Source organism: Aeromonas caviae, from assembly GCF_000819785.1.
GTDB classification, from domain to species: Bacteria; Pseudomonadota; Gammaproteobacteria; order Enterobacterales; family Aeromonadaceae; genus Aeromonas; species Aeromonas caviae.
On record NZ_CDBK01000014.1, the window covers coordinates 1 to 17,564 of the forward strand.

A 17,564-nucleotide genomic window follows, 5' to 3' on the forward strand; every position below is an offset into this window, starting at 1 on the left:
GCTCAGGGAGGGGGAGGCCTTCCTGCCCATGCACTGGACCGACAGCCAGTGCAGCCAGGGGGCGGTCAACCGCCTCATCGCCCCCGTGGTGGATCCCCTTTCCGGCCAGCCGATGTTCAAACAGGGGCGGGTGCAGGCCAGGGCGCAGCTCACCCGCTGGCAAGGGCTCTGGTGTGGCCGTGGTGAGTGGCGCGAGCCGGTGGACTGGTGGGCCAGGCGCCCCCTGCCCGAGGGTAACTGCACCCTGCTGGCCTCCTGGTCAGAGAGCACAGAGCGCCTGTGGCAACGGCTGGGGGCCGAGGGGCACTGGCTCAGGCTGCCCATGAAGGAGGGGTGGCTGGCCGTGGCCCTGGCAGGGGATCGCATCGAGGGCATCTTGCTGGTGGGGGGGCGGCGCCCGGACATCAAGGTCGACCTGCTGGCCAGTCTGCTCGGCACGCCGCTCCAGGCGGGGGCCCTGAGCCAGACCCTGAGCCAGGCCCTGGCCGGGGAGAGCCGGCTGGTCTGCTCCTGCCTGCGGGTCTCGGAGCAGCGCATCGTCGATGCCATCACCCGGCAGGGGGTGAGCGAGCTGGCGGGGCTGCAGGCCCTGCTCGGCTGTGGCAGCAACTGCGGCACCTGTCTGCCCGAAATCGACAAGCTGTTGATCAAACATGTTTTCCTGGCATCCGCTTAGTGCGGTGCCAGGACACAAGGAGCCTGAGATGAGCCAAATCAGTCTGGTGGGAGCGGGCCCCGGGCCCCTCGAATTGTTGACCCTGCGCGCCCTGCACCGTCTGGAGGCGGCAGAGGTCGTGGTCTATGACCGCCTGGTGGGGAGCGAGATCCTGGCCCGCATTCCCCACGGGGCGGCCCGCTTCGACGTGGGCAAGCGCTGCGGTGAGCCGAGCCCGACCCAGGAGGAGATCAACGCCCTGCTGCTGGCCCTGGCCCGCACGGGCAAGCGGGTGGTGCGCCTCAAGGGAGGGGATCCCCTGGTGTTCGGGCGCGGCGGCGAGGAGGCGCTGCACCTGGCCCGGCACGGCATCGAGGCCGAGCTGGTGCCGGGGATCACGGCGGCCCTGGGGTGCGCCGCCAGCAGCTTCATTCCCCTGACCCACAGGGGGCTGGCCCGCTCTCTGACCCTGGTGACGGGGCACCTGATGGACGAGCGCGACTATCAGGGCTGGCAGGGGCTGACCCGGGCGGGCCACACCCTGGTGTTCTACATGGGGCTGGAGCGGGCGGCCCGCATTCGGGAAGGGATGTTGAGGGCGGGGGCCCCGGGCGCGCTGCCGGTGGCCCTGGTGGTGGCTGGCTGCAGCCCCCGCCAGCAGGTGCACGAGGCCACGCTCGATGGCCTGGAGCAGGCCGCCCGTGCCCTGCTGGGCCAGAGCCCGGTGCTGATCATCATGGGGGAGGTGGTGCGGCTGCGCGCCGAGCTGCAGGGGCTGCTGACGGAGGCCCTGGAACGGGTCGCCTGAGGGGCGATTTTCCCTCTACCCCCACTACCTCCTGATAGATAAAAAGGAGGTAGATTCAAAGAGTTGGCCTTCATGTTGCGGTATTTTCGCCAGACAGAACGCGATCGTCGCCGGCAAGGAGCGCCATGACCACTTTTTCCACCCGGGGCCAGGACGGCCCCGCTTCCCGGCTGTTGATCCACGCCGATGACCCGGGCCAGGCGAACCGCCTGGCCCTGCTGGTCAGTCACTACGGCCATCAGCCCGGGATCCTCGATACCCGCCAGTTGCTGACTCCGACGCAGAGGGGGGATGCCCTGCTCGTCAGTTGCCGCCAGTTCAGCGCCGAGGTACGCCTTGGCCTCTCCCTTTGGCCCGACATGCCGCGCCTCTTGTTCTGCGAGCGGCTGGGGGGCGATACCCAGCTCGCCCTGTTGCAGCAGGGGGTGTTGCTGGTGCCCCACCCTTGCGGCGAGCGTGAGCCGGTGGAGCAGTGGCTGCGCCTGGCCCGCAGTCAGCTCGCCATGGTGCAGGCCCTGATGCAGACCGAGAGCGAGCTGCGCCAGAAGCTGGAGGATAGGCGGCTCATCGAGCAGGCCAAGGGACGCCTGATGCGCCATCAGGGGCTGGACGAGGACGAGGCCTATCGCCTGATGCGCAGCACCGCCATGAGCCGTCACCTGAGCCTGGGGGAGCTGGCGCGGCAACTGCTGCAGGCTTTGCCCGCCTGAGCGCTCCCGTGGCCAACCGTTTTGGTGCAACTGCGCCTAATTGAGGCAAATTTGAGGGAGGATCAGGGCACCACAGGCCGCAAAGGGCCGCCTGATGCACCCTGGACGAGCTGGCACGGAAAGTGAATAACAAAAACACGATAGCAATGAAGTAACGATGCGCAGTGAGGGGCCGGTCAGGTCACTCACCCGCAACAGGGCAAAGAAGCCCCGCCGATCCCGGATCGGCGGGGCTTTTTTTTGGTCGCGACGCACCTTGGGTCGCAGCGCTGCAACGAGGTGGCACTGCGATTCCAGGCAGCCTGGCGCCATGGCCTTGACCCGGAACCGAGGGAGGAGATGCAATGAACGGACGACAAGGATGTGCGGGGCTGCTGCTGGCGGCGCTGTCGCTGCCGGTGCTGGCACTGGGAGCCCCGGAGCAGGAGGAGCTCAGGCTCGGCTTCATCAAGCTGACCGACATGGCGCCGCTGGCGGTGGCCTACGAGCGGGGCTATTTCGAGGATGAGGGACTCTACGTCACCCTCGAAGCCCAGGCGAACTGGAAGATCCTGCTGGATCGGGTGATAGACGGCGAGCTGGACGGTGCCCAGATGCTGGCGGGCCAGCCCCTGGCGGCCCACATCGGCATCGGCACCCAGGCCGAGCTGGTGACGGCGTTTGCCATGGATCTCAACGGCAACGCCATCACGGTGGCCAACAGCGTCTGGGCCGCCATGGCGCCCCAGTTGCCCAGGCCGCAGGCGGGCCAGGTGCCGCCCCCGGTGAGCGCCGCCGCCCTCAAGCCCGTGGTGGCGGAGTATCGCCAGGGGGGTAAGCCCTTCAACATGGGGATGGTCTTCCCCGTCTCCCCCCACAACTACGAGCTGAGGTACTGGCTGGCGGCAGGTGGCCTGCACCCCGGTTTCTATGCACCCCGACTCGGCGACAACTCGGGCCAGCGCCAGGCGGACGTGCTGCTGTCGGTGACGCCGCCCCCCCAGATGCCCGCCACCCTGGAGGCGGGCACCATCGCCGGCTACAGCGTGGGGGAGCCCTGGAACCAGCAGGCGGTCGCCAGGGGCATAGGGGTGCCCGTCATCACGGATAACGAGATCTGGCGCAACAACCCGGAGAAGGTGTTCGGCGTCACCCGGCAGTGGGCCGAACGTCACCCCAACACCCATGTGCGGCTGGTGAAGGCGCTGCTGCGGGCGGCCTGGTGGCTGGATGCAGACGACAACGGCAACCGGCGCGCGGCGGCCAAGCTGCTGGCCAAACCCGAGTACGTGGGGGCGGACGAGCAGGTGATCGCGAACTCCATGACGGGCACCTTCGAGTACGCCAGGGGGGACAAGCGCCAGGTGCCGGATTTCAACGTCTTCTTCCGCCATCACGCCACCTATCCCTACTACTCCGACGCCATCTGGTATCTGACCCAGATGCGGCGCTGGGGCCAGATCCCCGAGGCCAGGCCGGACGCCTGGTTCGAGCAGGTGGCCAAGGCCGTCTATCAACCGGACGTCTATCGCCAGGCCGCCGAGGCGCTGATCGCCGAGGGCAAGCTCAAGGCCAGTGACTTCCCCGACTTTGCCAGCGAGCAGGGCTATCGCGGCCCCCAGGATGGCTTCATCGACGGCCTCATCTACGACGGCCGCCACCCCAACGCCTACCTGCAACAGTTCGCCATCGGCCTCAAGGGCGATGAGCGGGTGCAATGAGCAAGGAGATCCCGATGAAACGACACACATGGCCCCTCATCCATTTAAAAGCCATCAACTGGAAAATCATGGTGCAGCCCCTGCTCGGCGTGCTGCTCTTCCTCGGCCTCTGGCAGTGGGGGGCGAGCCAGGTGCAGACCAGTCTGGGCACCCTGCCGGGGCCGCTCGCCACCGCCAGCCAGCTCTGGTCCCTCGGGCAGGATCACCTGGCGGAGCGGGAGAAGGCGGCGGCCTTCCTCGAACGCCAGCAGGTGCGCAATGCGGCAAGGCTGGCGGCGGATCCGGCGGCCGAGGTGAAGCTGCGTCCCTACACAGGGCGCCCCACCTTCTTCGATCAGATAGCCACCAGCCTGCTCACCGTGCTGTGCGGCTTCGCGCTGGCGACCCTGATCGCCATTCCGTGCGGGGTGCTGCTCGGCATGAACCAGGGGCTCTATCGCGCAGCCAACCCGGTGATCCAGCTGCTCAAGCCGGTGTCGCCGCTGGCCTGGCTGCCCCTCATCACCTTGGTGGTGAGCGCCCTCTACGCCAATCCCGCCCCCTGGCTTGCCAAGTCCTTCCTCACCTCGGCCCTGACGGTGACCCTCTGCTCCCTCTGGCCGACCCTGATCAACACGGCGGTGGGGGTGGCGGGGCTGGATGGGGATCTGCACAACGTCAGCCGGGTGCTGCGCCTCTCCTTTGTGACCCACGTGCGACGCATCGTGCTGCCCGGCGCCCTGCCCATGATCTTCACCGGGTTGCGGCTCTCCCTGGGGGTGGCCTGGATGGTGCTGATCGCGGCGGAGATGCTGGCCCAGAACCCGGGGCTCGGCAAGTTCGTGTGGGACGAGTTCCAGAGCGGCGGCTCCTCGTCCCTGGCCCGCATCATGGTGGCGGTGATCACCATAGGCCTCATCGGCTGCGCCCTGGACAGGGGCATGCTGGCCCTGCAGCAGTGGTTGTCCTGGGACAAGCGCCAGGTATTGCGCTAGGGATGCCTGTGGGCAGCCAAGACAGCACAGGCCCTGCAGCAGTGGCCAGGTACTGCGTTAATCACATTTCTATTCAGGCAGGAGAAGAGCCAATGAAGAGTTATCTGGAGATAAGCGACGTCGGCATCTCGTTCGAGACGGAGCAGGGCAGCTTCGAGGCCTTGAGCCGGGTCAACCTGCGCATCGAGAAGGGGGAGTTCGTCTCCCTCATCGGTCACTCGGGCTGCGGCAAGAGCACCGTCCTCAACCTGGTGGCCGGGCTGCTGGGGCCGACCCTGGGGGGCATCATTCTCGATGGTCGCGAGGTGGCGGGGCCTGGGCCCGAGCGGGCCATGGTGTTCCAGAACCACGCCCTGCTGCCCTGGCTCAGCGTCCAGCAGAACGTGGCGCTGGCGGTGGCCCAGGTGGAGTCTGACAAGCGGGCGGTGGCGGAGCGGGTGGACTACTACCTCTCCCTGGTGCAGATGGATCACGCCAGCCAGAAGATGCCCCACGAGCTGTCGGGGGGGATGAAGCAGCGGGTCGGCATCGCCCGCGCCCTCTCGCTCTCCCCCAAGGTGCTGCTGATGGACGAGCCGTTCGGCGCCCTCGATGCCCTGACCCGGGCCCATCTGCAGGATGCTCTGATGGCGATCCAGGCGGAGCTTGGCAACACCGTCATCATGATCACCCACGACGTGGACGAGGCAGTGCTGCTCTCCGATCGCATCGTCATGATGACCAATGGCCCCAGCGCCACGGTCGGAGAGATCCTGACCGTCGACCTGCCAAGGCCCAGAGACAGGGTCGCCCTGGCGGACGATCCCCACTACCACAAGCTGCGCCAGCAGGTGCTGCGCTTCCTCTACGAGAAGCAACGCAAGGTGACCCCCCTCAAGGCAGCCGGGCAGGTGCGCAGCAAGCTGCGCGCCTGAGCCCGCAGGATTCAAGGAAGAGAGACATGACTGACAAAGAGCAACAGTGGGTGACAGAGGACGGCATGGGCCTGCTCGGTCGCCAGAACAGTGGTTCCGCCGAACAGACCGCAAAGCAACGGCTGCTGGTGGTGGGCAACGGCATGGTGGGTCACCACTTCGTCGAACAGCTGGTGGCGGCGGGCGGCCTCGAGCGGTTCGATGTGACGGTGTTTGGCGCCGAGCCTGACGCCGCCTACGACAGGGTGCACCTCTCCGAGGTATTCGGCGGCAAGGCACCCCAGGCCCTGCGCATGGCCGACCCCGCCTGGTATGAAGAGAGCGGCATTGCGCTGCGGCTGGGGGCCGAGGTGGAGGTGCTCGACCGGGCCACCCGCACCCTGACGCTGGCCAACGGCGAGCAGTTCCCTTACGACCGTCTGGTGCTGGCGACCGGCTCTGTCCCCTTCGTGCCCCCCATCCCCGGTCATCAGCGGGAGGGGTGCTTCGTCTATCGCACCCTGGGGGATCTCGCCGCCATCCGCGATGCCTGCGCCCAGGCCCGCAGCGGCGTGGTCATCGGTGGCGGCCTGCTGGGGCTGGAGGCGGCCAACGCCCTGCGCCTGCTCGGCCTCAAGACCCAGGTGGTGGAGTTCGCCCCCAGGCTGATGCCGGTGCAGCTCGACGAGAGCGGCGGCGCCGTGCTGCGGGACAAGATCCAGGCCCTCGGGGTCGAGGTGCTGGTGGAGAAAGCCACCGAGTGCATCGAGCAGGGGGAGCAGGCCCGTCATCGCCTGCGCTTCAAGGACGGCACTCACATTGAGACCGACGTGCTGCTGTTCTCCGCCGGTATTCGACCCGCCGACACCCTGGCCCGGCAATCCGGGCTGGAGGTCGGGGAGCGCGGCGGCATCTGCATCGACGACGGCTGCCACAGCTCGGATCCCGCCATCCTCGCCATCGGCGAGTGCGCGCTCTGGCAGGGGCGCATCTTCGGCCTGGTGGCTCCCGGGTACCAGATGGCCCGGGTCGCCGTGGCCAGCCTGTGTGGTGGCGAGACCCGCTTTATCGGGGCCGACATGTCCACCAAGCTCAAGCTGATGGGGGTGGACGTGGGCTCCATCGGCGACGCCCACGCCAGCACCGCCGGTGCCCAGGAGCTGCTGCTGCTGGACAGGGTCAACGGCATCTACAAGAAGCTGGTGACCGACGGCGAGGGCAATCGCCTGCTCGGCGCCATCCTGGTGGGGGACGGAGCCGATTACGAGCGGCTGCTGCAGTACTACCAGAACGGGGTGGCGCTGCCCCAGCCGCCGCTCTCCCTGCTGGTGGGGGAGGTCGGGGCCGCCCCCGCGCCCCTGGTGCTGCCGGACAGCGCCATCCTCTGCTCCTGCCACAACGTCAGCAAGGGGGACGTGGTGGCCGCCGTTCGGGCGGGCAATCACGAGCTGTCGGCGGTGAAGAGCTGCACCAAGGCCGGCACGGGTTGCGGCGGTTGCAGCAACCTGCTCAAGCAGGTGGTGGATCAGACCCTGGCGGATCTTGGCGTCGAGGCGGACAAGGGGTTGTGCGAGCACTTCGCCTACGGCCGTCAGGAGCTCTATCACCTGGCCCGGGTGGGCGAGCTGAAGAGCTTCGAGGCGCTGCGGGACAAGCACGGCCAGGGGCTGGGGTGCGACATCTGCAAGCCGACGGTGGCCTCCATCCTGGCGTCGCTGTGGAACGAGCACGTGCTGGAGAAGCCCCACCGCGCGTTGCAGGATACCAACGACGCCTTCCTTGCGAACCTGCAAAAGGACGGCACCTATTCGGTGGTGCCGCGCATCCCGGGGGGGGAGATCACCCCGGAGGGGCTCATCACCATTGGCGAGGTGGCGCGCAAGTACGGCCTCTACACCAAGATCACCGGCGGCCAGCGCATCGATCTCTTCGGCGCCCGGGTCGACCAGCTGCCCGCCATCTGGGGCGAGCTGGTGGCGGCGGGCTTTGAGACCGGTCAGGCCTACGGCAAGTCGGTGCGCACCGTGAAGTCCTGCGTGGGTTCCACCTGGTGTCGTTACGGGGTGCAGGACTCCATGACCCTGACCCAGACCCTGGAGCACCGCTACAAGGGGCTGCGGGCGCCACACAAGCTGAAGTTTGCGGTCTCAGGCTGCACCCGGGAGTGCGCCGAGGCCCAGAGCAAGGACATCGGCGTCATCGCCACCGAGCGGGGCTGGAACCTCTATGTGTGCGGCAACGGCGGGATGCGGCCGCGCCACGCCGACCTCTTTGCCACGGATCTCGACGAGCAGACCCTGATCCGCTACATCGACCGGCTGCTGATGTTCTACGTGCGCACCGGGGACAGACTGCAACGCACCTCGGTCTGGATGGAGAACATGGAAGGGGGGCTCGACTACCTAAAGTCGGTGATCATCGAGGACAGGCTCGGCATCGGTGCCGAGCTGGAGGCCATGATGGAGGGGATAGTCGGCACCTGGCAGTGCGAGTGGAAGAGCACATTGGCGGATCCGGACAAGCTCAAGCTGTTCGAGGCCTTCGTCAACCGGCCCGAGGACGAGACGCCGCCGCGCCGTGAGGAGCGGGGGCAATGGGTGCCGGATATCGCTATCAAGGAGGTGGTATGAGCGACATAAAAGAAGAGACCTTACAGTCAGAACCTGGAGCCTGGCATAGGGTATGCGAGCTGGCGGCGCTGCCGGAGCAGGCCGGGCGCAGCGCCTGGCTGGAGGGGCGGGTGCTGGCGCTGTTTCGCCTCGGGGAGCATGTCTATGCCCTGGACGGGGTGGATCCCCTGGCCGGCGTGGCGGTGCTGGGGCGTGGTCTGGTGGGGGATGCCGGTGGGGAGCCCGTGGTCGCCTCGCCCCTTTACAAGCAGCGCTACGCCCTGATGGACGGTCGCTGTCTGGACGATCCTGCCCTGAGCGTCGCCTGCTGGCCGGTGCGGTTGGATGGCGGAGAGGTCTGGGTACAGCTGGGGTGAGTGGCCCATCTGAAAACCGTTTTTCTATCACCGGGCTTGCCCGGTGATTTTTTTGTGGCTGACCCGACATTTCTTGTACGAGAGGATGGCGGGAAAACGTTTTTCGGAAATAATGGACAAACGTTTGCAACTGGATGTTTGTCTATGACGGAACGTGAGCAAGAGATCCTCGCCCTGCTGCGCCAGGATCCCATGATTGCCCAGCAGGAGCTGGCGGACAGGCTCGGCATCAGCCGCTCCGCGCTGGCGAGCCACATCTCCAGCCTGATGCGCCAGGGCTATGTGCAGGGGCGCGGCTATGTGCTGCGCGAAGGCCCCTACGCCGTGGTGATAGGCGGCGCCAACATGGATATCTGTGGCTGCAGCCACGACAACCTGCGCATCGGCGATTCCAACCCGGGCCGGGTACGCACCTCCGCCGGCGGGGTGGGACGCAACATCGCCGAGAACCTGGCGCGCCTTGGCACCGATACTCGCCTGCTGACTGCGGTGGGCAACGATCAATACGGCCACCACCTGCTGGAGGTGAGCCAGCGCGCCGGGGTCGACGTGCGCCAGGTGCTGGTACTGGAGGGTCAATCGACCTCCTGCTACCTCAGCCTGCACGATGGCAGCGGCGAGATGAGCTGCGCCGTCAACGACATGGGGATCATCGAGCAGCTCACCCCGGCCCGGCTCACCCCCCTGAGCGGTTTTCTCGGTGCGGCCCGGCTCTGGGTGCTCGACACCAACCTCGCTACCCACACCCTGGACTGGCTGTTCGAGCGCCAGGGGGAGCACATCATCTTCGTGGACACAGTGTCGGTGGCCAAGGTGGAGAAGATCCGCCCCTGGCTGCACCGCATCCACACCCTCAAACCCAATCGCACCGAGGCGGAGCAGCTGTGCGGCTTCACCATCGGCGGGCCCGACACCTGGCCCATGGCGGCGGCCTGGTTCCACCGCGCCGGGGTGCAGCGGCTCTTCCTGAGCCTCGGCGATCAGGGGATCTTCTATAGCGACGGGGCCTGCCAGGGCCATCTGCCCGTGCTCGGCAGCCCGGTCGTCAACGTGACCGGCGGCGGCGATGCCTTCATGGCAGGGCTGGCCCACGCCTGGTTGCAGGAGCAGGGCATCATGGAGACAACCCGGTTCGCCCTCGGTTGCGCCGCCCTCACCGTCAATTGTTCCGATACCGTCTTTTCCGGCCTATCCAAGGCCGCCGTTGAACGCATGCTGGAGGAGTACCCATGTTGAACGCTTACCTCGATATCCAACCTGAAGTTGCCGCCGCGCTGGCCGCCGGCAAGCCCGTGGTGGCCCTGGAGTCCACCATCATCTCCCACGGCATGCCCTATCCCCAGAACGTGGAGACGGCGCGCCAGGTGGAGCAGGTGGTGCGGGACAACGGCGCCGTGCCGGCCACCATCGCCATCATCGATGGCCGCCTCAAGGTGGGTCTGGATGCGGGGGCCCTGGAGGCGCTGGGCCGTGCCGGGCACGCCGCCACCAAGTGCAGCCGTCGCGACATCCCCTTCGTGCTGGCCAACAAGGGGCTGGGGGCGACCACGGTGGCCTCCACCATGATCATTGCCGCCATGGCCGGGATCCGGGTGTTCGCCACCGGCGGCATCGGCGGCGTGCATCGCGGCGCCCAGGAGACCTTCGACATCTCGGCCGACCTGCAGGAATTTGCCCAGACCCCGGTGGCCGTGGTCTGCGCCGGCGCCAAGTCGATCCTCGACATCGGTCTGACCCTGGAGTACCTGGAGACCCAGGGGGTGCCGGTGATCGGCTACCAGACCGAGGAGCTGCCCGCCTTCTACACCCGGGAGAGCGGCTTCAAGGTGGATTACCGCCTGGAGAGCCCGGCGGCCATCGCCGAGGCACTGCGTCTGAAGTGGGAGCTGGGGCTGGCCGGGGGCGCCGTGGTGGCCAACCCGATCCCGACCCAGTTTGCCATGCCCAAGGCCGACATCGACGCCGCCATTGCCCAGGCACTGCGAGAGGCGGACGAGCAGGGGGTGAAGGGCAAGGCGTCCACCCCCTTCCTGCTGGCCCGGGTGTGCGAGCTGACCGGTGGCAACTCCCTGGCGGCCAATATCCAGTTGGTGCTGAACAACGCCGCACTGGGGGCGCGCATCGCTGCCAGCCTGTGATCGGTTGTCAGGGTGTGCGAGCTGACCGGTGGCAACTCCATGGCAGTTAATGTCCAGCGGGTGCTGAACAACGCCGAGCTGGGGGCGCGCATCGCTGCCAGCCTGTAAACACCTTTGCGAAAGATGCAAAAGAGGGCCAACAGGCCCTCTTTTTATTGCGCGAATCGGTGAGATAACCCCCTTATTCCAGCACCAGTCGCCCGTTGAGAGGTTGGACGGGGCGGTTGTTGGGGTGGTGCATCACCGCCTTGAAGGCATCGATCTGGGCCTGGCTGGCCTGGACCGGCTCCTTCATCACCAGCCAGCGCACTCCTTCCGAGCAGGGTGGGGTGGTCAGGGACCCGCTGAAGCGGTAGTAGTCGTGCTGGGCGGGCAGCAGTTGCTCTGCCGAGATGGGTTCCTTGAAGGCATGGATCTCCCCCGCCTTGGCTGGCAACACCTGCCAGGCCTGGCTCAGGGCCCCATTGGCCTGGCCCGGCTCGAACATCACGGCGACCACCGCCAGCTCCCCCTTGTCATTGGCATGGACCAGGTGACCCTCCAGGGGGTAGGACCTGCCTTCGATGAGGTTTTCGCTGGGGGCGTGGAAGTGGAACTGCTTGAGCTCGAAGTGCATGCCGTCGAGCTCAAGGGTGCTGCCGGGGGCATAGTTGACCTGCACCGTGTGGCCGTTGTTGACCAGCGTCTTGCCACCCGCCTGATAGTGGAACTGCAGGGGGGCCAGATCGGCCTTCACCAGACCCGAGAGGTTGACCGGCGACTGGTTGCTGCCGGCACACTGGCCATATTCCGGGGTCAGGCTGGCCCATTTCGCCGGGCCGGCCTCGCCGCTGTATTCCCAGTGTGTGGTGGCGGCAAAGGCGGCAGGGCAGAGCAGCAGGGCGCCAGCCAGCAGGGACTTTTTCATCATGCATCCTTATCCTGATTGAAAAGCACGACCATTCCAGGCCTTCCGGCAGGAAGGCCTCATCAATGGCATCGTTGGAAACGCAGGGTACGCGGTGCCAGACCGGATTAATTGTTATGAAAGGTCTGTCGTCATCGTTATTTGAAGCGTGGCATGAGGCGGCGCCATGATGTATTCCGGCAACGGGGCCCGCTTATTCATGGAGGAGAAATCCTGCGGGCATTTTCGCAATGAACGGCCCCCTTTCATGGCGCCCCAAATAGATGACGGGCTGATTCTAGAGGGCTTTTCATGGCTCCGTTTGATCTCGAGCAAACAAGCGCGGACTAATTATCGGGCTTGAGGATCCCTTATTTCGCTGGGATTTGTTCGATATTCCCTGACCCGGTCAGGGGCGTGCGTGGGGGGAGCCGGGCGCTGTGCTGACAGAGTGCCTCGGTGTTGACCCCTTATCCCTCTGATAGTGCTGGAGAAATCCCCCCCTCAGCACAGTGACGGCGGGATGACAATCCCCCGGTTGGCGGCGCCTTGTTTGCGGTTTTGCCGTCCTCTTCACATTTCCGGATTGCTCGCTATTTGTGCGATTGCCTTACTCATCCGACCTGGTGTCAAATCACTCCGCCTAACACAAGGAGTGGCATAATAATGAATAATATCAATAAATTAGTTCTGGCTATCGGATTCACTCTCACCACCTTCCCGAGCCTGGCGGCGGGATTCCAGTGCGGGGAGCACGTCACCCTGGGGGTACCCGGTCAATCCAGTCAGCTGTTGTGCCGGGAGGGCTATGCCGCCGGGTACAACTACGACACCAAGGTCTCTGACTGGGTCTCTTACCGGATGACGGCCGCCAGCGCCCAGGGTCAGGTGCCGCGCAAGGATGCCTTCGCCGAGGACAAGGAGGTGCCGGTGCAGTTTCGCGCCACCCTGTCGGACTACAAGGGCTCGGGCTATGACCGCGGCCACCAGGCACCGGCGGCGGACATGCGCTCCACCGCCAACACCATGAAGCAGAGCTTCCTGCTGACCAACATGACCCCGCAACTGCCGGCGCTCAACCAGGGGGCATGGCGCATCCTGGAGGAGAAGACCCGGCAGTGGGCCATCACCTACAAGAGCGTGCAGGTGATCACCGGCCCCATCTTCACCCACTCCGATGGCGCCATCGGCAACGGCGTGACCGTGCCCCACGCCTACTACCGGGTGGTGATGGATCTGGCGGGCAAGCGGGCCATCGCCTTCATCCTGCCGCAAGAGAACGTCTCGGCCAGCAGGCTGGCGGACTATGTGGTGACAGTGGATGAGGTGGAGGAGCAGACCGGGCTCGACTTCTTCACCGAGCTGCCGGATGAGCAGGAAGAGGCCATGGAGTCGCGGCTGTCGGCCATGTGGGGCGGTTAGCGCGTCCGGCAGGGGTAACGGGGGCCCAGGCCCCCGTTACCCACACGGGCCTCCGGCCATTGTCATGGCCCCTGGTACAGGGCCAGTACAGCTTGGGTCTGGCATCGGGCCCTTATCATGCCCCTTTTTTCAGGAGGCATCATGTCAGCGCTGTTTTCCCTTCACTCCTCGTCCACTCTTGCCCGCGCGTTGCGCATCTGCGTACCCATGGCGCTGCTGGGGGCTGCTGTTCCCCCCGCCATGGCCGACGAGGATATCCGCTTGGGGCAGACCATTCTGCTCGGGGTCGGCGATCATCCCGCCATCATTCCCATGCTCGCCTGCCGGCCGACCAAATCCATCATGGTCAAGGCAGGGCGGGAGTTGACCCTGGAGCGGGTCAAGGTGTTCTACGGCAACGATCGCAGCAAGACCCTCTATTTCGACAAAGTGTTGAGAGAGGATCAGGAGTCGGGGTGGCAATCCCTCGGCAGCCGACTCTGCATCAAGCGCATCGAGGTGTACGGCAATTCGGAAGGGAGCAGGGCGGGGGTCAAGGTGTACGGGCGCAAATGAGCAAAGGGCGGGGGAAATCCCCGCCCAGTGCTTATTTCTTCGGGCGGAACGGTTTGATGATGGCCTCGTCGCACTCGAGATAGGGCCCTTCCATCAGGTCGATGCAGTAGGGGATGGCGGGGAAGACCGCATCCAGGCACTCGCGGATTGATTTGGGCTTGCCCGGCAGGTTGACGATGAGCGAGCTGCCGCGCAGGCCGGCGGTCTGGCGCGACAGGATGGCGGTCGGCACGAACTTGAGGGACTCGGCCCGCATCAGCTCGCCAAAGCCCGGCATCATGCGATCGCACACCGCCTCGGTGGCCTCCGGGGTCACATCCCGCCTGGCCGGCCCTGTGCCCCCCGTGGTAACGACAAGGCAGCACTGCTCATCGTCCACCAGCCGAACCAGGGTCGCCTCAATCTGCTCCTGCTCGTCGGGGATCACCTGATAGACGGGCTCCCATTCCGAGGTCAGGTAGGCGTTCAGGGTGTCGATGATGGCCTTGCCGGAGAGATCTTCGTAGATGCCTGCACTGGCGCGATCGCTGACGGTGACGATACCGATTCTTGCCTTGCTCATGGTCTGCCCTTGGTTGCCGCAATAAAGTGGTAAATAAAATAACATAATCAGTGAGATATGTTAAACCGCAGGATGGTACAAGGGGAGGGCATCGAGCCTAGGGGAGAGTCGAATGAAAAACAATTTTGAGAAAAGTCCGTTAATAAGGAATAAGGCCGAGAAAAATGACGCTGAAATTTTATAAAAAAACTGACGCAGGCCGGATTCGGTTAATTTCATGAATCATAAGGAATAAATGATTTTTTCCGCCAACGATACGCAATTCGTGCCAAAAACCGGACTCCTGTGGCTCGGCGGTGAATGACCCAAAATCGCCACCATCCTATATAACCTTCCCTAGGGACAGTGAAATAGTGATGTGCCCGGCGTCGTTCCATTCCATGGGCGAGGTCCGGCCAGGAGGGTATATGGAGCTGCCTGATTTCGATACCCTGAAGTACTGGGCGCTGGCCGAGCCGGAGCGACTCGACGCGCTGCTGCGCCAGCAGATAGAGACCCTGATCGCCCAGGTGGGGCCAGAGCGGCAACGTCGGCTGCGAGGTCTGCAATTTCGCATCGACTGCCAGCGCCGCCTGGCCAGAAACAACCTCGACAGCTGCATCCGGATAGCCAACATGATGCATGACTCCGTCTACGCCATGCGCCAGCACATTCTGGATCTGCAGAACGAATCCTGTCAGGAAATGGCAGAGCCCCCGCTGCCGGATAATGTGATAGCGTTTTCCAGTTATCTGAAACGGAAATAATTAAAGGCCCTGTTCAAGATATAAAAAAACAGGGTGTTTATTAATTTGTCTCACCCCTTCTCAAACAAGTTGTTAAGCAAGTTGGGTGAATTGTTTTTTATTTGCTGCAAATATTCCCCTGGCGGCTGAATAATAGTGACCAGTGCCCGCAGTCCGATAGAGATGGATGAAGGTGTATTTATTTTGGGGTAATATCCAGACACATTTCATCTTGCTATGACTCAAAGGGATCATGAGAAGCATCACACCAGGAAGGGTGCTGTCGCGAGAGCAGCAGACGGAGATCACCCGGATCATCGTCAAGGCGGGCCAGATGCTGGCCCAGTTTGGGGCGGAGAGCCGCATCATAGAGCAGACCACGGTCCGCCTGGGGATGGCGCTCGGGCTGGAGAGCGTCGAGATGGCCATCTCTTCCAGCGCCATCGTCCTCACCAGTCTCTATCAGGGCAGTTGCGTCACCACCACCCGCCGGGTGCGGGAGCACGGCATCAACATGCAGGTGGTGTGCGAGATCCAGCGCATCTGCATCATGACGGAAAAGTCGCTTATCGGCGCGCGCGAGGTACGTCAGCGCCTCGAGGCCATCACGCCGTTCCACTATCACCCCTGGCTGGTGGTGCCCATGGTGGGGCTCTCCTGCGGTGCCTTCAGCCTGCTGTTTGGCGGTGACTGGCCCATCTTCCTGGTGACCTGCTGCTCGGCCTCGGTCGCCATGCGGGTGCGCCAGCTCATTGCCCGCCATCACCACAGCCCCCTCATCAACTTTGCCGCCACCGGGTTTATCGCCACCCTGCTCGCCTCCAGCGCCACCTTCTTCGGCTGGGGCGAACAACCCTATCTCGCCATGGCCGCCAGCGTGTTGCTGCTGGTGCCGGGGTTCCCGCTCATCAATGCGGTCTCCGACATGGTGAAGGGTTACTTCAACATGGGGCTGGCCCGCTGGGGCACGGCGACACTGCTGACCATCAGCGCAGCCATAGGGATCATTCTCGCCATGTCGGTGACGGGTATCTGGGGGTGGAAAGTATGAAGATCTTTGACGTTGTATCGACCCTGTTGATCGGGGCAAACCGGCTATCCATCAGCGCGCGGAACCATATCGGGATCATTCTCGCCATGTCGGTGACCGGTATCTGGGGGTGGAAGGTATGATGGAACTGCTCTGGCTGCTGGCCAAGGATGCCTTCTGGTCGGCCATTCCGGCGGTGGGCTTTGCCATGCTGTTCAACGTGCCGCCACGGATGCTCAAATATTGCGCCATGGGGGGCGCCTTGGCCCATAGCCTGCGTACCCTGCTCATCCACTACGGCATGCCCATCGAGTGGGCCACCCTGGCAGCGGCGACCACGGTCGGCTTTGTCTGTGTCTACTGGTCGCGCCGCCTGCTGGCACCGCGCCCGGTGTTCAGCGTTGCCTCCATCATCCCCATGATCCCGGGCAGCTATGCGTTCAAGACCATGATCGCCATCGTGGAGCTCAATATCTCCGGGGTGACCATGGAGCTGCTTCAGAGCGCGGTGGAGAACGGCCTCAAGGCGCTGTTTATCGTGGGGGCCCTGAGTTTCGGTTTGGCGATCCCCTCTCTGGTCGTGTACCGTAACCGCCCCATTATCTGACGACGGTGCGAGAGGTTGACCCCATGATGATTTCCATGATTGCCGCCATGGCCCAGGACAGGGTGATCGGCCTGGACAACCAGATGCCCTGGCATCTGCCGGCGGATCTGGCCCACTTCAAGCGGGTCACCCTGGGCAAGCCGGTGCTGATGGGGCGCAAGACCTTTGAATCCATCGGACGACCGCTGCCAGGCCGTCGCAATCTGGTGATCAGCCGCAATCCCGACTACCGGGCCGACGGCGTGGAGGTCATCGACTCGGTGGAGGCGGCGCTGGCGCTGCTGGCGGGCAGCGATGTGGCCGAGCTGATGGTGATCGGGGGGGGGCATCTCTACGGCCAGCTGCTGCCACGGGCCGAGAGGCTCTATCTGACCCGCATCGATCTGGCGGTGGAGGGGGATACCCGCTTCCCGGCCTTCGATGAGAACGATTGGTCGTGCATCGAGCGCGAGTCCCATCAGCCTGACGAGAAGAATCCCCACCCCTACTGTTTCGAGACCTGGCAGCGGCGCTGAGCCCTCTGATGCCATGAAGAGCCCCTTGCGACAGCCGGGGGCTTTTTTGTGCCCTGTTACTGCAAAGAGAAGGGGGCTGAACCGGCATGGCTGAAGGTGCCTGAAGCAATATCCGGAATGCGTGACATTAAAATGATTAGAAATGTAATTAAATAACCATTTGTCGCTCCGATGGGGGCCGTCCTCCCCACCCTCTCTTTTCGCCTGCTGCTAACGCCTTTTAATCATTAATGAAATGTGCTGCAAGTGCATCGCTGCTGTAGCGGTTCTGTCTGTTATAGGCGTTTCTATCGTGATTTAATGGATTTTTATGAATAAAAATAACCAATAAAAATCAATGACTTAAATTTAAACCTTCCAGGTTGGCTTCAATTGGTTCTTTTGCTTGGGCGTGAAAT

General features: G+C 64.3%; 19 protein-coding genes. 17 read left to right on the forward strand and 2 right to left on the reverse strand.

Annotation, left to right across the window (positions count from 1 at the left end; translation table 11 throughout):
- The 11 genes from BN1120_RS01315 to BN1120_RS21650 form a co-directional block, all read left to right on the forward strand.
- Positions 1 to 676: (2Fe-2S)-binding protein (locus BN1120_RS01315; protein WP_042014414.1), on the forward strand; the 676-nt coding region annotated here is incomplete at its 5' end.
- A 28-nt stretch (positions 677 to 704) separates the two neighbouring features.
- On the forward strand, positions 705 to 1,463 hold the full coding sequence (gene cobA / locus BN1120_RS01320) for a uroporphyrinogen-III C-methyltransferase (RefSeq protein WP_010675453.1): 759 nt from the start codon (positions 705 to 707) through the stop codon (positions 1,461 to 1,463).
- A 125-nt stretch (positions 1,464 to 1,588) separates the two neighbouring features.
- Positions 1,589 to 2,173, forward strand: coding sequence for an ANTAR domain-containing response regulator (locus BN1120_RS01325; RefSeq protein WP_010675452.1), 585 nt, complete (start codon positions 1,589 to 1,591; stop codon positions 2,171 to 2,173).
- A 344-nt stretch (positions 2,174 to 2,517) separates the two neighbouring features.
- Positions 2,518 to 3,873, forward strand: a complete 1,356-nt coding sequence (locus tag BN1120_RS01330; protein ID WP_042014417.1) for a CmpA/NrtA family ABC transporter substrate-binding protein — start codon at positions 2,518 to 2,520, stop codon at positions 3,871 to 3,873.
- Positions 3,874 to 3,887: 14 nt separating this feature from the next.
- Entirely contained in the window at positions 3,888 to 4,847 is a 960-nt protein-coding gene (locus BN1120_RS01335) for an ABC transporter permease (RefSeq protein ID WP_042014418.1), read from the forward strand.
- A gap of 92 nt (positions 4,848 to 4,939) precedes the next feature.
- On the forward strand, positions 4,940 to 5,761 hold the full coding sequence (locus BN1120_RS01340) for an ABC transporter ATP-binding protein (RefSeq protein WP_042014419.1): 822 nt from the start codon (positions 4,940 to 4,942) through the stop codon (positions 5,759 to 5,761).
- Between the two features lie 26 nt (positions 5,762 to 5,787).
- Positions 5,788 to 8,370 (forward strand): nitrite reductase large subunit NirB, encoded by a 2,583-nt coding sequence (gene nirB / locus BN1120_RS01345; RefSeq protein WP_080767844.1) that lies wholly within the window; start codon positions 5,788 to 5,790, stop codon positions 8,368 to 8,370.
- Positions 8,367 to 8,726 (forward strand): nitrite reductase small subunit NirD, encoded by a 360-nt coding sequence (gene nirD, locus BN1120_RS01350; RefSeq protein ID WP_042014420.1) that lies wholly within the window; start codon positions 8,367 to 8,369, stop codon positions 8,724 to 8,726. The genes nirB and nirD overlap by 4 nt, the downstream gene beginning before the upstream one ends.
- 144 nt (positions 8,727 to 8,870) lie before the next feature.
- Positions 8,871 to 9,962, forward strand: a complete 1,092-nt coding sequence (locus tag BN1120_RS01355) for a PfkB family carbohydrate kinase (RefSeq protein ID WP_042014421.1) — start codon at positions 8,871 to 8,873, stop codon at positions 9,960 to 9,962.
- Positions 9,956 to 10,864 carry a pseudouridine-5'-phosphate glycosidase gene (locus BN1120_RS01360; RefSeq protein ID WP_010675445.1) on the forward strand — a complete coding sequence of 303 codons (909 nt, stop codon included), beginning with the start codon at positions 9,956 to 9,958 and terminating at the stop codon, positions 10,862 to 10,864. Before BN1120_RS01355 ends, BN1120_RS01360 begins: the two co-directional genes overlap by 7 nt.
- Positions 10,865 to 10,876: 12 nt before the next feature.
- Positions 10,877 to 10,972 carry a pseudouridine-5'-phosphate glycosidase gene (locus BN1120_RS21650; protein ID WP_145983761.1) on the forward strand — a complete coding sequence of 32 codons (96 nt, stop codon included), beginning with the start codon at positions 10,877 to 10,879 and terminating at the stop codon, positions 10,970 to 10,972.
- 73 nt (positions 10,973 to 11,045) lie between these two features.
- Here BN1120_RS21650 and BN1120_RS01365 read toward each other — a convergent pair whose 3' ends face one another.
- Complete coding sequence (locus tag BN1120_RS01365; RefSeq protein ID WP_039040335.1) at positions 11,046 to 11,771, reverse strand: carbonic anhydrase; 726 nt, start codon at positions 11,769 to 11,771, stop codon at positions 11,046 to 11,048.
- A 645-nt stretch (positions 11,772 to 12,416) separates the two neighbouring features.
- On the opposite strand from BN1120_RS01365, the gene BN1120_RS01370 reads away from it, so the two are divergent.
- Together BN1120_RS01370 and BN1120_RS01375 are read left to right on the forward strand one after the other, a co-directional pair.
- Positions 12,417 to 13,172, forward strand: coding sequence for a DNA/RNA non-specific endonuclease (locus BN1120_RS01370; protein ID WP_010675443.1), 756 nt, complete (start codon positions 12,417 to 12,419; stop codon positions 13,170 to 13,172).
- 207 nt (positions 13,173 to 13,379) lie between these two features.
- A complete protein-coding gene (locus BN1120_RS01375) occupies positions 13,380 to 13,727 on the forward strand; it encodes a DUF2541 family protein (protein WP_029314779.1) in 348 nt (115 codons plus the stop codon).
- A gap of 31 nt (positions 13,728 to 13,758) precedes the next feature.
- Here BN1120_RS01375 and mog read toward each other — a convergent pair whose 3' ends face one another.
- A complete protein-coding gene (gene mog / locus BN1120_RS01380) occupies positions 13,759 to 14,289 on the reverse strand; it encodes a molybdopterin adenylyltransferase (protein ID WP_042014423.1) in 531 nt (176 codons plus the stop codon).
- Positions 14,290 to 14,696: 407 nt separating this feature from the next.
- Here mog and BN1120_RS01385 point away from each other — a divergent pair, with 407 nt between their 5' ends.
- The 4 genes from BN1120_RS01385 to folA all read left to right on the forward strand — a co-directional run bounded on the left by BN1120_RS01385 (position 14,697) and on the right by folA (position 17,166).
- The gene (locus tag BN1120_RS01385) at positions 14,697 to 15,035 is read left to right on the forward strand and encodes a DUF3135 domain-containing protein (RefSeq protein WP_042014425.1); all 339 of its coding nucleotides are present in this window, start codon (positions 14,697 to 14,699) and stop codon (positions 15,033 to 15,035) included.
- A gap of 232 nt (positions 15,036 to 15,267) precedes the next feature.
- Positions 15,268 to 16,065, forward strand: a complete 798-nt coding sequence (locus BN1120_RS01390) for a threonine/serine exporter family protein (RefSeq protein ID WP_042014428.1) — start codon at positions 15,268 to 15,270, stop codon at positions 16,063 to 16,065.
- Between the two features lie 118 nt (positions 16,066 to 16,183).
- A complete protein-coding gene (locus BN1120_RS01395) occupies positions 16,184 to 16,651 on the forward strand; it encodes a threonine/serine exporter family protein (protein WP_010675437.1) in 468 nt (155 codons plus the stop codon).
- A 23-nt stretch (positions 16,652 to 16,674) separates the two neighbouring features.
- Positions 16,675 to 17,166 (forward strand): type 3 dihydrofolate reductase, encoded by a 492-nt coding sequence (gene folA, locus BN1120_RS01400; RefSeq protein WP_042014430.1) that lies wholly within the window; start codon positions 16,675 to 16,677, stop codon positions 17,164 to 17,166.
- Positions 17,167 to 17,564 lie beyond the last annotated feature (398 nt).